Source organism: Polynucleobacter sp. HIN6 (assembly GCF_030297575.1).
Taxonomy (GTDB): domain Bacteria; phylum Pseudomonadota; class Gammaproteobacteria; order Burkholderiales; family Burkholderiaceae; genus Polynucleobacter.
The window spans coordinates 1327444-1342037 of the sequence record NZ_AP028137.1 but is presented as its reverse complement, the minus strand read 5'-3'; the positions used below and the strand labels follow the sequence as shown (position 1 = coordinate 1342037).

13 protein-coding genes are annotated in these 14594 nt (G+C 50.2%); 8 read left to right on the top strand and 5 right to left on the bottom strand.

The annotated features are described in order from the left end of the window. Positions 1 to 29 precede the first annotated feature (29 nt). Positions 30 to 842 carry a peptidylprolyl isomerase gene (locus QUE66_RS06865; RefSeq protein WP_286223318.1) on the top strand — a complete coding sequence of 271 codons (813 nt, stop codon included), beginning with the start codon at positions 30 to 32 and terminating at the stop codon, positions 840 to 842. 7 nt (positions 843 to 849) lie between these two features. Further along, positions 850 to 1689: an aldo/keto reductase gene (locus QUE66_RS06860; protein ID WP_286223317.1), complete on the top strand. Its 840-nt coding sequence runs from the start codon at positions 850 to 852 to the stop codon at positions 1687 to 1689. A 12-nt stretch (positions 1690 to 1701) separates the two neighbouring features. Here QUE66_RS06860 and QUE66_RS06855 read toward each other — a convergent pair whose 3' ends face one another. Further along, the gene (locus QUE66_RS06855; protein WP_286223316.1) at positions 1702 to 5520 is read right to left on the bottom strand and encodes a magnesium chelatase subunit H; all 3819 of its coding nucleotides are present in this window, start codon (positions 5518 to 5520) and stop codon (positions 1702 to 1704) included. Between the two features lie 250 nt (positions 5521 to 5770). Here QUE66_RS06855 and QUE66_RS06850 point away from each other — a divergent pair, with 250 nt between their 5' ends. Then, on the top strand, positions 5771 to 6745 hold the full coding sequence (locus QUE66_RS06850; RefSeq protein ID WP_286223315.1) for a cobalamin B12-binding domain-containing protein: 975 nt from the start codon (positions 5771 to 5773) through the stop codon (positions 6743 to 6745). Positions 6746 to 6832: 87 nt separating this feature from the next. Beyond that, positions 6833 to 7024 (top strand): helix-turn-helix domain-containing protein, encoded by a 192-nt coding sequence (locus QUE66_RS06845; RefSeq protein ID WP_286223314.1) that lies wholly within the window; start codon positions 6833 to 6835, stop codon positions 7022 to 7024. Between the two features lie 61 nt (positions 7025 to 7085). Here QUE66_RS06845 and QUE66_RS06840 read toward each other — a convergent pair whose 3' ends face one another. The 3 genes from QUE66_RS06840 to QUE66_RS06830 are packed head-to-tail and all read right to left on the bottom strand — an operon-like array spanning position 7086 to position 8492. Then, positions 7086 to 7274 carry a 4-oxalocrotonate tautomerase gene (locus tag QUE66_RS06840; protein WP_108508852.1) on the bottom strand — a complete coding sequence of 63 codons (189 nt, stop codon included), beginning with the start codon at positions 7272 to 7274 and terminating at the stop codon, positions 7086 to 7088. Positions 7275 to 7302: 28 nt separating this feature from the next. Next, positions 7303 to 8031 (bottom strand): class II aldolase/adducin family protein, encoded by a 729-nt coding sequence (locus tag QUE66_RS06835; RefSeq protein WP_286223313.1) that lies wholly within the window; start codon positions 8029 to 8031, stop codon positions 7303 to 7305. A 2-nt stretch (positions 8032 to 8033) separates the two neighbouring features. Further along, positions 8034 to 8492 (bottom strand): phosphate-starvation-inducible protein PsiE, encoded by a 459-nt coding sequence (locus QUE66_RS06830; RefSeq protein WP_286223312.1) that lies wholly within the window; start codon positions 8490 to 8492, stop codon positions 8034 to 8036. A 95-nt stretch (positions 8493 to 8587) separates the two neighbouring features. Between QUE66_RS06830 and bchI the strand changes: the two genes are divergently transcribed. Both bchI and QUE66_RS06820 read left to right on the top strand, forming a co-directional pair. Continuing rightward, on the top strand, positions 8588 to 9607 hold the full coding sequence (gene bchI, locus QUE66_RS06825; protein WP_286223311.1) for a magnesium chelatase ATPase subunit I: 1020 nt from the start codon (positions 8588 to 8590) through the stop codon (positions 9605 to 9607). A 3-nt stretch (positions 9608 to 9610) separates the two neighbouring features. Further along, positions 9611 to 11407 carry a magnesium chelatase subunit D gene (locus QUE66_RS06820; RefSeq protein WP_286223310.1) on the top strand — a complete coding sequence of 599 codons (1797 nt, stop codon included), beginning with the start codon at positions 9611 to 9613 and terminating at the stop codon, positions 11405 to 11407. A 6-nt stretch (positions 11408 to 11413) separates the two neighbouring features. Here QUE66_RS06820 and bchO read toward each other — a convergent pair whose 3' ends face one another. After that, the gene (bchO, locus tag QUE66_RS06815) at positions 11414 to 12286 is read right to left on the bottom strand and encodes an alpha/beta fold hydrolase BchO (protein WP_286223309.1); all 873 of its coding nucleotides are present in this window, start codon (positions 12284 to 12286) and stop codon (positions 11414 to 11416) included. A gap of 131 nt (positions 12287 to 12417) precedes the next feature. Here bchO and QUE66_RS06810 point away from each other — a divergent pair, with 131 nt between their 5' ends. Next, entirely contained in the window at positions 12418 to 13338 is a 921-nt protein-coding gene (locus tag QUE66_RS06810; protein ID WP_286223308.1) for a polyprenyl synthetase family protein, read from the top strand. Then, the gene (locus tag QUE66_RS06805) at positions 13325 to 14509 is read left to right on the top strand and encodes a methyltransferase (protein WP_286223307.1); all 1185 of its coding nucleotides are present in this window, start codon (positions 13325 to 13327) and stop codon (positions 14507 to 14509) included. Before QUE66_RS06810 ends, QUE66_RS06805 begins: the two co-directional genes overlap by 14 nt. The last annotated feature ends 85 nt before the right edge of the window (positions 14510 to 14594 follow it).

Genomic DNA, 14594 nt, shown 5'->3' with positions numbered 1-14594 from the left:
TCGATCTCATTTAATTGAGAGATTTCTAGATGAAACCATTCATACGCTTGCTTTGCTTTGTAGGCATTACTTGCTATTCCTTTTTAATTAACGCTCAGAATAAAAATGAGTTTGGCTTTGTAGCCTCCGTTAATAGCACCCCCATTACCCAAGCACTCTTTGATGCAGCCCTTAAAAATGCCATCGAGCGCGGCGCCAAAGATTCTCCCGAGTTGCAGCAGACCATTAAAGAAGAATTGATTAATCGTGAACTCTTGGTGCAAGAAGCCAAAAAAGAGGGCTTGGATAAAAAGCCGGATTTTATTTTTCAGGTGGATCAGTATGAGAATAATCTTTTGTTGCAAATCTATATTGACGATTACTTTCAAAAGAATCCCATCACTGACGAGCAACTCAAAGCTGAGTATGAGCGTCAAAAGAAATTGGTTGGCGATACAGGTGGCGAAGTACAGTATCGGTTTAGTCAAATTGTCACCACCAAAGAGAGTGAAGCGATGCTGCTCATGAGTCGTTTGCAAAAGGGCGACTCGTTTGCCCAGCTGGCGCGCGAGTTCTCAGCCGATGCGGCGACTAAAAAGGAGGGTGGGAGTGTGGGGTGGGTCAATGCTTCGCAAATGAATGCGAATGTTTTACAAACTCTGCGCCTTCTCAATAAAAACGAATTTGCCAAAAAACCGATTCAAATTGGTAACGCGTGGGTGATCGTACGTTTGGATGATAAGCGCGCGATGAAGATTCCTACTTTTGAAGAATCCAAACCCCAATTGCGGCAAGCGATTGTGCAGCAGTATTTGACCGAGACCGTACGGCGTCTACGTCAGAATGCCAAAATTGTGATGTAAAGATGAGATGAGTTTTCAGTTTCAGACGCGCCTTGGACTGGGCACCTGGCAAATGGGTGAGAGCGCTCGCTCTGAAGCCCAAGAAATTGCTGCAATTGCATCAGCCATTGAGATGGGCTATCAACTCATTGATACCGCCGAGATGTATGGTTCCGGTCAAGCCGAAATCCTCATTGGCAAAGCCTTGCAACGCGTCGGTAAAAATACACGTGACCATCTCCAAATCGTGAGTAAGGTTTTGCCTAGTAATGCCAGTACCAAAGGAACCATCACCGCTTGCGAACGTTCCATCCAGCGCATGGGCTGCGAGTATCTGGATTGCTATCTTCTCCATTGGCAAGGCTCTTATTCTTATGAGGCGACACTAGAAGGATTCATCAAACTCCAGGAACGAGGCCTGATTCGCAGTTATGGCATCAGTAATTTTGATGCGCCTGATGTGAACGATTGGCTTGCAGCGGAGCAAAACGTAGGCAGCCCCTACCAAACGGTATGCAATCAAGTCTATTACGCCTTGAATGCCCGTGGTATTGAATACGATCTCATCCCACTCATGCAGGAAAAGAATATCGCATTGATGGCTTATTCGCCCTTGGGTGGCGGGGGGCTTATGCGCGACCCTAAACTCATTGGGCTGGCTAAAGAAGCTGGCTTGACCCCAGCGCAAGTGGCGCTCGCTTGGGTCTTACGCCAACCCAATGCAGTAGCGATCCCGAAAACCGTTCATCCAGAACGTCTTAAAGAAAATCTATCTGCTGCCAATCTAGTACTGGATGATGCGTTACTTAAGGCGCTTGATCAAATTTTTGCACCACCCATTCAGAAAAAACCGCTAATGGTAATTTAAGGGGTAGTGGGATTACCCAGCGCGCTGCATGGCAGGGTTTTCAAAGACGCCTTCCAGGCGATCTTCAAGCTCTTCGCTGGCTTGTTTCATCGCGGCACGCATTTCATCATCGGGCTGCCAATAATTACGGTTCGAGGCTTCCATAAGACGGTTTGCCATGCGGGCTGACGCAGTGGGATTGAGTTGTGCTAAGCGCTCCCGCATCTTCGGATCCAAAATAAACGTCTGGGTGAGTTGCTTATAGACCCAGGGTTGCACCTGCCCAGTGGTCGCGGACCAACCCATGGTATTGGTGATGTGAACCTCAATCTGACGCACGCCTTCATAACCGTGCTTCAACATTCCTTCAAACCATTTGGGATTAAGCATGCGGGTGCGGGTCTCGAGCGACACTTGTTCTGAGAGAGTCCGTACCACCCCTTCACCTTGGGTTTGATCGCCGATATACACCGGGATCTCTTCACCCCCCTTGGCGCGCTTCACTGCCTTGGTAATGCCACCTAAGGTATCAAAGTAGTTATCGATGGTGGTTACCCCGAGTTCCATCGACTCCAAGTTTTGATAACTCATGCTGACATCCGCTAAGACGCTCTTTAGTAGTGCATTGTTGCAAACCGGTTTACCGGATTTACCGTAGGCAAAACCCTTGCGACGCATATAGGTCTCGGCGAGCTCATCGTCCTCATCCCACACACTGTGCTCAACCAAGTGGTTCACGTTCGCCCCATAGGTACCATCGGCATTGCCATAGACTCGCAGTGCTGCGGTCTCCAAATCACAGCCGTGCTCTTGCATATAGGCGAGCGCGTGTTTACGTACAAAGTTTTGCTCGATCGGCTCATCCGCAGCAGCAGCGAGATACGCTGCTTCAGCTAAGAGCTTAATTTGCAAGGGCATCAGATCCCGAAAGATCCCCGAGAGAGTAATCACGACATCAATGCGTGGGCGACCAAGTTCTGCGAGTGGAATGAGGGTGGCGCCCGCAAGGCGTCCATAGCCATCAAAGCGGGGCAGTGCTCCTAAGAGTGCTAAGGCCTGACCAATTTGCCCACCTTCGGATTTGAGGTTGTCGCTGCCCCACAGCACAAGAGCAATCGATTCAGGGAGGGCTTTTGCATCATCGATATGCCGTTGCAAAATCTTCTGGGCTTGCTTGGCCCCATCTTTGACCGCAAAAGCACTTGGAATGCGGAAAGGATCAAAGCCGTGCAAATTGCGTCCCGATGGTAAGACCTCGGGGTTGCGCATCACATCGCCACCCGGTGCAGGGCGAATGAAGCGACCATCAAGCGCTTTCAGAATACTCGGGATCTCGGTCTCTTCCTGGATCTGCTGATCCCAGTGTTGAAGCTTCTCCAAAATCGCAATGGCTTCCTCTCGAGCCAGCTCTTGAAGATCTTTATTCTTGTTCACGATCGTTTGAATAGACTTGCCTTGCACCAATTGCGTAATTGCTGAATTCGGTAAGGTTTGGCTAAACGAACCAATTGCCATGGCACTCAGTAAATCCACACGCTCGGATTCACTGGGGGTGGAGCCGACCACATGCATGCCATGCGGAATTAAGGTGTACTCCAACTCCAAAATCTGCTCATAGAGTTTGGTGATTTGCTGTTGGATGAAGTTCGCATCGCGCAGTTCCCACAGCGGTTCCGCTTTACACAAATCCATCTGCGCTGCCTGCGCCTGAATGAGAGCGGCCAAATCATGATCCTCTTCCTCGCCACGCTGCTCGGGCGAGAGACCACGCCAGCGCTCAATCGAGGTTTTGAGATCGGCAAGTCCCGCATAAATCCCCGCTTGGGTCACAGGTGGTGTGAGATAGCTAATGAGTGTGGCACCTGCACGGCGTTTGGCAAGAGCACCTTCCGAAGGATTATTGGATGCATAGAGATAAAAGTTGGGTAGATCGTTAATTAAGCGATCGGGCCAGCACGAACCACTCATGCCTGCTTGCTTACCCGGCATAAATTCAAGGGCTCCATGTGTGCCGAAGTGCAGAACAGCATTGGCAGCAAAGTCTTCCCGCAAGTAGCGATAAAACGCAGAGAACGCATGCGTTGGCGCAAAGCCTTTTTCAAAGAGAAGGCGCATCGGATCGCCTTCAAATCCAAAGCCGGGTTGTACGGTCACTAAGACGTTGCCGTACTGCTTACCCAATATAAAAATCCCCGAGCCATTGCTCCATTGCTTACCTGGAGCTGGACCCCATTGCGCTTCAATCTCGCTTAACCAACGCTCGCGCTTGACATGATCATCGGCGCTGATGATGGTGTGCACATTGGCTTCGGCCCCATATTGCTGGGCGTTGCCTTCAATGATTTCTTTACGTAAGGCTTCAGGTGTCTCGGGTACGGTGAGGGTATAACCATCGGCTTTGAGCCCCAACATGGTTTGGTGTAAAGATTCAAAGACATTGAGGTAAGCGGCAGTACCGGTATGCCCCGCATTGGGTGGGAAGTTAAAAATCACTAAACCCACTTTGCGATTGGCTTTATCCGAGTTGCGCAGATCCACCAACTTAGCAGTACGAGATGCGAGCATGGCAGTACGCTCGACGCAGGTAAACATATCTTGCGGGTTGTGGTCTTCGGTAAAGGTGCAGCGTTGATGGCAGCCGGTGCATGTGGTACCTGCTGCACCGGGCCTGCCGCCATACACCATCGGTTGGGTCGCGCCATCCAATTCCGGAATTGCGACCATGATGGTGCTCTCGACTGGCATCAAACCACGATCGGAACCACCCCATTGCGTGAGCGTCTGAAACTCCACTGGGTGGGCAGCGATGTAAGGCACATCAAGCTTCGCAAGTACCTCTTCAGCCGACTTGGCATCGTTGTACGCTGGGCCACCAACTAAGGAGAAGCCGGTCAGTGAGATCACCGCATCGACGGTGACCTGATTGTTTTTCATGAAATAGGTATCAATGGCAGGGCGCGCATCAAGACCCGCAGCAAAAGCGGGCACTACTTGCAAGCCATGGGCTTCTAATGCAGCAATCACGGGATCGTAGTGACCACTGTTGCCAGAAACTAAATAGGAGCGCAGTAATAAAAGACCAACCCGACCACGACGTTTGTTATCGGAGATTACTTTAGGAAGGTCAGAGAGTTTTTCACTCAGACGATTTTTCATGCGCGGGTGATAAACACCCAAATCGGGATACTCCACCGGATCGGTGGGCTTTGCTAAACCACGCAGGACCTCCCGCGGACCAGAGGCGTAACGGTTGATGAGGTAACTAAAGAGATTGAATAAGTTTTCTTCGGAACCGCCCAACCAATATTGCAGGGTTAAGAAATACACCCGCACATCTTGCGCGGTTCCCGGAATCCATTTGAGGATTTGCGGAATGAGGCGCAGCACTTTCATTTGCTTGGCGCCCGAACTAGTTTGCTTCTCGCCCTCGGTCTTGGGTTTGGGGCGCAGTTTCTTGAGGATTGCCATCGGCCCACTGGCGGGCTTACTCATATCAAGCTTACCAATCTTGGTGAGCTTCACCACATCCCCAGCTGACATGGCGCAGACCATCGCATCGCAATCATCGCGCTTCGCTTTTAAAGCTTCAAACACTGGAAGGTAGTGATCTTCCATGAATAACATGGTTGCGAGCACAATATCGCCATGGGCGATGTCATGCACCGCTTTATCAATCAACTCAGGATTGCCGGTAAATTCACTTGCGGCATGGATCTGCAAGGACAGACCTGGAATGGCGCGTTGGAGCTGAAATTGGGCGCGTCGTGCCGCACTATTTAAGTGCGTGTCCATGGTCACCAATACCAAACGAATGGGTACGGCTTCCTTCTTGGACTTGGATTGAACGGCCATAGCTGCCTAACTCGGGTGGGACTCCTCTTTTTATATTGAATTGTGCTAAATGTGTCAACTTATATTGACACTTAGTTCTGTAATACCCATTAAAACTAGGGTTAACCCTTAAAAGTAAACATTCATGGCTTCATTTACCCGAACGATCTATAAAGAAACCGTAGATAACGACGCAAAAAAATAGGCCTGATTTTCAGTGCAGCTTGGCTAGCCTAAATGGAAGCGCCACAGATAGAAAATCGGAGAACGCATGCCCCTAAGGCGATATGCAGGCCTCATTAAGGAAAAATTATTTTCCAAAAGTGAGGAGCAACAAAAGGTCAACCCCCAAAGGGCTGAATGGGATGCCTGTGCAGAAGAGGACTTAAATCATTCTCACGATCAGCGCGTCAAACAATTGGCGGTCGATATTGGAAATCAGCCATTAAGTCTCAAAGCGGGCCCACAGGAACATCTGGATTGGTTGATGCAAACCATTGAGACCAATGTGATCCCACGTCTATTGGTGGCTCATAGCAGTGCGATTGAGGCCAATCGTTCGCCTCTGATGAATGTTCGACTCAACGATCCGCAACGAGTGGATGAACTTACGCACTTAGTATTGCGTGACGATGCAACGAAAGCCGCTGAGTTCGTGCAAGCTCTCTACGAGCAAGGTGTACCCCTCGATGAAATCTACCTTCGCTTATTGGCTCCAGTCGCTAGGCGTTTAGGTGTGATGTGGGTAGAGGATAGTGCTAGCTTTACTCAAGTGACTACTGGTATTTGGCGTATCAAACAATTGATTTATGACTTTAGTCCGCTCTTTCAGGAGTTCGCGCGCACTGACGATCAAGCACCGCATGCAGTATTGGTTCCATTACCCGGATCGCAACATACTTTAGGCCTCTTTATGGTTTCAGAGTTTTTCCGAAGAGCCGGATGGAAGGTGTGGGGTGAGTTGGCGGCAACGCAAGCCGATATCGTTGTTGCCGTGAAGACGCAGCATGTCGATTTAGTTGGGCTCTCAGTCAGTACCGAGGATCAACTACCGGCCTTACATCGCTTTATCAGCTTACTCAAAGCCGAATCACTGAATCCAACGATTGGGGTGATGGTAGGCGGCCCCATCTTTAATGCAAGACCCGAGCTCAAACAGGAAGTGCAAGCCGATATCGTGGGACTTGATGCAGAGGAAGCTTTAGCGCAAGCCGAGTTCTTCTTAGAGAAAAATCAACACCATTAGGTAAAAAGTTCTAAAAGTAATTCCCCCATGTTCATATGGGGTGGCCTTCGAGGGTTTGCTCGATTACCATAGTGGGCGATGGTAAATATGATGAAGAAAAATCCTAAAAACAAACAGCATGATATTCGTGAGTTCGACATTGCCCGATTACTGAAAAGTAAACGGGCAATGACAGAGTATTTAAATCAAGTGATGAATGAGGGTGATGATGCAGAGTTGGCCGCTGCACTAGGTCACATTGCTCGCGCAAAGGGAATAAGAGTTATTTCAGAGACTTAACAGTAAAACGGTAGACCTACTCGCCAACCTTTTATAACTATTCACCTATCGTGGTTCATGCTTAATCCGCATCACACCATAACTTCCCGCCGGTCGCCCAGTCCTCTTTCTTCACATCGGTGATGATGATGTCAACCGATCCAGGGCTGCATCCTAAGGTTTCGCAGGTGACACGAGTTACCTCAGCAACAAATTTGCGTTTTTGCTCGACTGTTCTTCCTTCAAACATTTGCACATTGAATGTGGGCATTTCAACTCCTTGTTTGTGATTTAGTTAATTAATCTTTATAGCTCTCATCAAAGCGATCGAGCATTCGAAGTAGGGCGGGCCACTCTAGTATTCCTTCTTCGGCGCCGCCATCATGTAACTCATCGGCGGCTTTCTGGATCACACTTTGCTTGGGCAGATGCAATTGTGGACTCGAGAGTGCAGCAATCTGAATCTCACACGCTTTAATCAGAGTGGCCATCACCACATAGGCTTCGCCGATGGTACGACCTACGGTGAGTGTGCCGTGGTTCCGCAATAGCATGGCAGGGTGTTTACCAAGGGATTCAGTAAGGCGCTTTCCTTCGGATTCGGTGAGAGCAACACCTTCGTAATCGTGGTATCCCAGATGTCCCATAAAGCGCATGGCATGCTGCGAGAGTGGTAATAAACCGTTCTCCTGAGCGGATACCGCAATCCCAGCGGTGTTATGTAAATGCATCACGCAGTTCGCATCGGGGCGGGCGCGATGCACTGCCCCATGAATCGCAAAGCCGGTTGGATTAACGCGGTAGGGTGAGTTGGGATCCACAATCTCACCTTGGGTATTGACCTTTACCAAATTCGATGCGGTGATTTCATCAAACTGATAGCCAAACGGATTGATGAGATAGTGATTAGGTTCATTGGGAACCGTTGCTGAGATGTGGGTATAGATCAAATCATCCCAGCCCTCAAATGCACACAAACGGTAACAGGCTGCTAAATCAATCCGGGTTTGTTGTTCTGCAGGACTCACGTTTAATCACCACCCGGATGATCAGTTTTACTGGGAAATTTATTGGAGGCATAACGCACTAATGCATTGGCGAGTGCTAAGACGAAAATGGTGAGGCCCATTAGCAAGATGCCCATGTCCGCCTCATGCTTGGTGCCAACCAGATCGATGATCAGCCGCGTGACGGCAGTAATGGCAATGTAAATCAAGAAGCGCACGGGCATGTGATTGGTCTTAAAGTAAATCCCGACCATTGCACCAATTTCAAGGTAAATAAATAGAAGGAGTAAATCTTGAACTGAGGCATAGGGCTTATGCATCATTTCCAGAAAGCTCATCCCAGCGGCCCATACGGTGGCCGCGCCAATTGCAAAGAGGGCAATTCGATGAAATAAGGAAACAAACAGATTGCCAGTTGGAATAAACCAAGACTCGATGCGCTCTTCAACGCTTTTAATGCTCTTTGGGGTCTTATCGCTCATCGTTTTTCCTCAATTGGGCTCATTGCCCGTTAGATGCCTTATATTTAACCTTAATTTGGCGACAAACCAATAAAGTTTATTCAAGGAGCGCTTGCATGACCCGTAACTACCCCTTCTCAGCCATTGTGGGCCAAGAGGATATGAAGCTTGCTATTTTGGTAGCTGCATTGGAGCCTAGTATTGGCGGTGTACTGGTGATGGGAGATCGCGGCACCGGGAAGTCAACTGCGGTTCGAGGTCTCGCAGCACTCTTACCCACCATGACCGTTGTGAAAGACTGCGCGTATGGATGCGATCCCAAAGCGATGGCAGGCCTATGTGCTATTTGCAGTTCGGGAGCAAAAACCAAACCCAAAACGGAGCTGCGCCCCGTTCCAGTGGTTGATCTTCCCTTGGGCGCGACTGAGGATCGTGTACTGGGTGCGTTGGATATCGAGAAAGCTTTAACACTTGGTGAGAAAGCCTTTGAGCCCGGCTTGTTAGCGAAAGCCAATCGCGGATTTTTGTACATCGATGAGGTTAATCTGTTGGACGACCACTTGGTTGATCTACTCATTGATGTCGCTGCTTCGGGGCAGAATGTGGTTGAGCGCGAGGGTTTGAGTGTGCGCCATCCTGCCCGATTTGTATTGGTAGGTAGTGGCAACCCTGAAGAGGGCGAGTTGCGCCCCCAACTCTTAGATCGTTTTGGCCTAGCCGTGGAGGTGAAAACCCCAAGCGATATGCCCAGCCGTGTCGAGATCATTAAACGACGTGATGCCTTTGAGCGTAACCCCGAGGCCTTCATGAAGATCTGGGATAAAGAAGACGCGAAGATTCGGGAGATGATGGCCAATGCGCGCAAGAAACTAGCCAGCGTTAAGGTTGATGACAAATTGCTACACGATGCCAGTACGCTGTGCGCGCATCTTGGTACCGATGGCCTGCGCGGCGAACTCACGCTGTTGCGCGCTTCACGCGCAGTCGCTGCCCTCGATGGGAAAAATAAAGTCACGCGCGATCATCTTAAGCGCATTGCAGTGCCTGCCCTACAACATCGCTTGCGTCGCAACCCTCTCGACGAATCCAGTTCGGCAACGCGTGTGCAACGGGCACTTGATGAGTTATTTGCTTAAGGCATGAACCCTTACTGGTTAACTTGCCTGCACGTTGCGCAGTTAATGACTCTCGCACCCCATGAATTTGGTGGGGTGATTGTGCATGCGCGCTCCGGACCTGTGCGCGAGCGCTGGTTACAAACCCTTGAACAGCTTGCACGCCATCATGGTTTAGCAACACCATTACGGAAGATCCCCAGCGGTATCTCAGATGAGAACTTACTAGGTGGTTTGGATATTGAAGCCACCATCATCTCGGGGAAGCCAATCTTTCGACCGGGGCTCTTAAGTCATTGTGATCAAAGCCTCGTGATTTTGCCAATGGCTGAGCGAGTGGAAGCAGGCACAGTGGCCCGTATTGCAGCCGCCCTCGATCATGGCGCCATTCAGGTTGAGCGTGATGGTCATGGAGAACGCATTGCCTGCGCGATGGGAGTGATCGCTCTTGATGAAAGTATTGAAGAAGACGAGAGTGTGAATCCAAAATTGATCGAGCGCTGCGCGTTTTATATTGATTTGGACTCGATCGCATGGCATGACTTACCAGATGCCAAACTCGATGCAGAGTTCATTGATCTCGATCGCATATCGATTCAAGGGCGGGTAGAGCAAATCACCCTCAGTGATGAACAATACGCCGCGCTCGTCGGAATTGCGGCGCAGTTAGGCATTGTTTCCTTGCGCGCGGTGCAATTTGCAGCAAGAGCTGCGAGGTACTTGGCCGCGATGGATCTCGAATGGCATGAGAGTGAGCCCAGTCAAGAACATCTTGAGCGCGCGGTGACCCTGGTACTGCTACCGAAAGCAACCCAAATACCTAATATGGCCGACGAGACTCAGGCTGAGGATGAGTCCAATCCTGAACCAGACCCCGAAGAAAACGAGGAAGCTAATTCAGAGGAGACTTCATCTCAGAATCAAGAGACAGTTCTTGAAGATCAAGTATTAGAAGCCGCACAGGCAGCGATCCCTCGCGAGCTGCTTGATCGACTCACTCAACTCGCGTTGGTACGCCAAAAAAATCACTCAGCTGGTAAGGCAGGCGCGAGTCAATTGAGTAATCTGCGTGGTCGACCAATGGGCTCAAAGCCCGGTATGCCCTCTGGTAATCAACGATTGAGTTTGATGGATACTCTGCGCGCTGCAGTACCCTGGCAGCGGATTCGTCAAGCCCAACTTAAGAGTAGTCAGAATCCGTCTCAGCCAAAAATCCTCATTCGTAAGGATGATCTGCGCATCAAACGCTATCGACAGCGTAATCAAACACTCACCACTTTTGTGGTCGATGCCTCGGGCTCTGCGGCGATCAATCGTTTAGCCGAAGCAAAAGGTGCAGTGGAGTTACTGCTTGCAGAGTGCTATGTGCGACGCGATCAGGTAGCACTCATTGGTTTTCGGGGAAGCGAAGCAGAACTGTTGTTAAGCCCAACCCGTTCCCTGGTTAGAGCGAAGCGCTCATTAGCGTCACTGCCTGGTGGGGGCGGCACACCGCTAGCCCTTGCGATTGATACAGCTTTTGCACTGGCGAAGGGATCACTTAAAAAAGGCATGACCCCCACCTTGGTGTTCTTAACCGATGGTCGCGCCAATATTGCACGCGACGGCACACCAGGTCGCACCCAAGCGCAAGTTGATGCTGAGCAATCCGCAAAGCTAGCATCGCAGATCAAGGTACGCAGTTTATGGATTGATACCTCGCCGCAAGCGCGCGAGGAGGGGGGGCATATTGCCCGACTGATTGGTTCGTACTATTTGCCCTTACCGCATGCACGCGCGTACGAACTCTCGCAAGCAGTCTTAGGTGTTTTGCATACCTAGAGCCAATTACTTCTTCAGGGCGCGTAGCTCACTTAAGATTAGATCAGCGGTCTTGGCAGTTTCCACTTCGTGCATGATGTGACCACCTGGCCAATAGATCACGGTGGATTTAGGAAAGTACTGGCTGATGATTTTCTTCAAGCCCATTTCTGGGACCCATTGATCACTCTCACCAATCACCCAAATTAACTTGCTTGAAAGGTTTGAGCCGGCTTTGAGTACTTGATCAATGTTGGCCGAGGCCATAAAGTTCATGGCACCGCGCACATGCTCGGGTGATTGAAAGAGGCGCCGATAGTAATTGCGATTCGTTTCTGGCAAATTGGTATTGGTGGAATCTAGTAATCGATCGGTCATACCTGAGAGTGGTGCAAGCTTTGCCAGAATCGATGCCAGCGTTGCTGATTTAGTGACTGGCCCCAACATGGGTCCAAAAAATTGGGTGTAGCTCGGCGGCGGCGGAATTAGTGAGGGATTTAGACCAATAATCACTTGTGGTTTGGTGGGTGCCAGATTAGCAAAGGCGAGTGCTAGGGGAGCGCCAGCAGAATGACCAACGACGATGGTTGGCCATGCCATTTTGAGTTCGCCAATCAATGCAATCAAATTACTTGCAATCTGTTCGAGTCGTAAAGAATCGACTGAAGCCCCCAGAGTAAAGGCGTGCCCTGGTAGATCGACGCTAAGAACTTGCGCCTCTTGATTGAGTAAAGGCGTGAGCTCGCCCCAAGAGTGTGTGGAGGAACCGGTGCCATGCAGTAACAAAATTACCGGCCCTTTGCCTGAGATTTGGACGTGCCAGGTGAGGTCGCCCACGGTGACGGAGCGGCTAATTTGGCGGTTTGGCCAGTCGTAGGGAATGCGATTAATGGAACTCATTAGGGTTTTCCCTAGATATGATTGATTGACCCTCTTGCATTAGCTGTCTATATTCATCATCATGATAAGTGTAAAAAAATATTTACACTTTTTTACCCGTATTGCGACCCGATTAACTCTGAAAGCCGGCCATGAGCTCAAAAATCAGCCCCAGTCAAGCGATGCAAGAACGCATTGAAAAGGGCTTGCATCAAGCGCTTGCCATCGCAGAGTCTAAGACAGCCCCACAAAATTTACAAAGGGCATTGCATCATGCCGTGTTCCCGGGGGGTGCGCGCATTCGGCCGCAACTGTGTTTAGCGGTCGCTGCCGCCTGCGGCGATGACGATCCGGATTTATCGATTGCCGCTGCGGGCGCGATTGAGCTATTGCATTGTGCATCCCTGGTACACGATGATTTGCCCTGTTTTGATAATGCCATGGTGCGCCGTGGCCAACCCTCAGTACACGCCGCATTTGGTGAGCGCATTGCCGTGCTTGCGGGTGATGCACTCATTGTGTTGGCCTTTCAATACATGGCTTCGTGCAGCATGCGCTCACCACTGCGCTTAGCACCACTTCTAAAAACGATTGCCGCATCTGTCGGTGCGCCGCACGGTATTGTGTCGGGTCAAGCGTGGGAGTGCGAATCCAAAGTCCAACTATCGCAATACCAAAAAGAAAAAACCGGTTCACTCTTTGAGGCGGCAACCGCAGCGGGCGCACAAGCCGCAGGAGCGGATGCCGATACTTGGAAACCACTCGGTGAGTGGTTGGGTGAAGCCTATCAAGTGGCTGATGACATTCGCGATGTATTGGCTGATCAAGCGACGATGGGTAAACCACAAGGTCAAGATTTAGCTCATGATCGACCAAGCTCTGCGCGAGATCTTGGATTGGTGGGCGCGGTTCAGCATTTTGATGAGTTGGTCTACAAAGCAATTCATTCGATACCGTCGTGTAAAGGCGAGAAGATGCTACGCACTCTGGTCGCAAAAGAGGCAGAACGCTTGATTCCGGAAGCATGGTTTATCAATACGAGTCGACCGCTGCATCACCATGCCACTGTCTGAGCGTGTGTCCGAAGACACGCAAACCCATCACCGCTCATTGAAAGACACCTTCGCCGATTGGCGTAATAGTGTCATTGCCTCACCCCGATTTCAGCGCTGGGCTGCGCGCTTTCCATTGACACGCTGGGTCGTGCGGCGTCAGGCCTCCGCACTCTTTGATGTGATGGCGGGCTTTGTGTACTCCCAAATCTTATTGGCTTGTGTCAAAGTCAATTTGTTTGAGTTGCTCGCAAACGGCTCTTTGTCTAAAGCACAATTGCAAGAGCGCATTGCGTTACCGCCCGCAGGCCTCAATCGTTTACTCGACGCAGCAGTTGCCATTCGTCTTTTAACAAAACGCGACAACGAGCACTATGCACTTGGCATGCTAGGAGCGCCTTTAGTTGGTAATCGTGCACTCGTCGATATGATCATTCATCACGGCGATTTCTATCGTGATCTGCAAGATCCGTTAGCACTCTTGCGTGGTGATATTTCTGGGAAAGCGGCGATGGCCGAGTATTGGCCCTACATTGATCATGCAGAGGGCCCCAAACCAGAATCGCTATCGGCCGAGCGCGTTGCGAACTATTCAAAGCTCATGGCGCACACTCAACCTTTAGTCACCGCCGAGGTAATCGATGCCTACTCGTTTGCTAAGCACCGCCAATTACTCGACATTGGTGGTGGGCAGGGCGCGTTTGCGACTCAACTTGCAAAACTTTATCCGCAGTTGCGGTGCACGATTTTTGATCTTCCTGGTGTGGCTGAGTTGGCCACCACTCAGATTGCTAAAACGGATCTATCAAACCGTATCCAAGCGATTGGGGGGAATTTCTTTGATGGTGAATTGCCCAAGGGCGCCGACGTAGCCACCCTGATTCGAGTCATTTTTGATCATGATGACTCCCGGGTCAAAATCTTATTACGTAATGTTTTCAATGCCTTAGAGCCAGGAGCGAGCTTGATTCTGGCAGAACCAATGGCTAATACCCCGGGGCAAGAAGCGATGGGGGATGCCTACTTTGGCTTCTATTTGCTCGCAATGGGTCGGGGTAGACCGCGTTCCCAAGCGGAAATTACCCAAATGCTGATCGAGGCCGGCTTTGAGGCTGTTCGCCTATTGCCATCCGCTATCCCCTTGAATGCACAGATCTTGCATTGTAAAAAGCCAATGATTTCAGTGGCTTAGAGTTTAAAAGCCAATTTTTGCCCAAAAAGCCTTGTAAATACTAGGGGTCATTAGTAGAAACCCCTAGATGAATTATCCCTAAAGT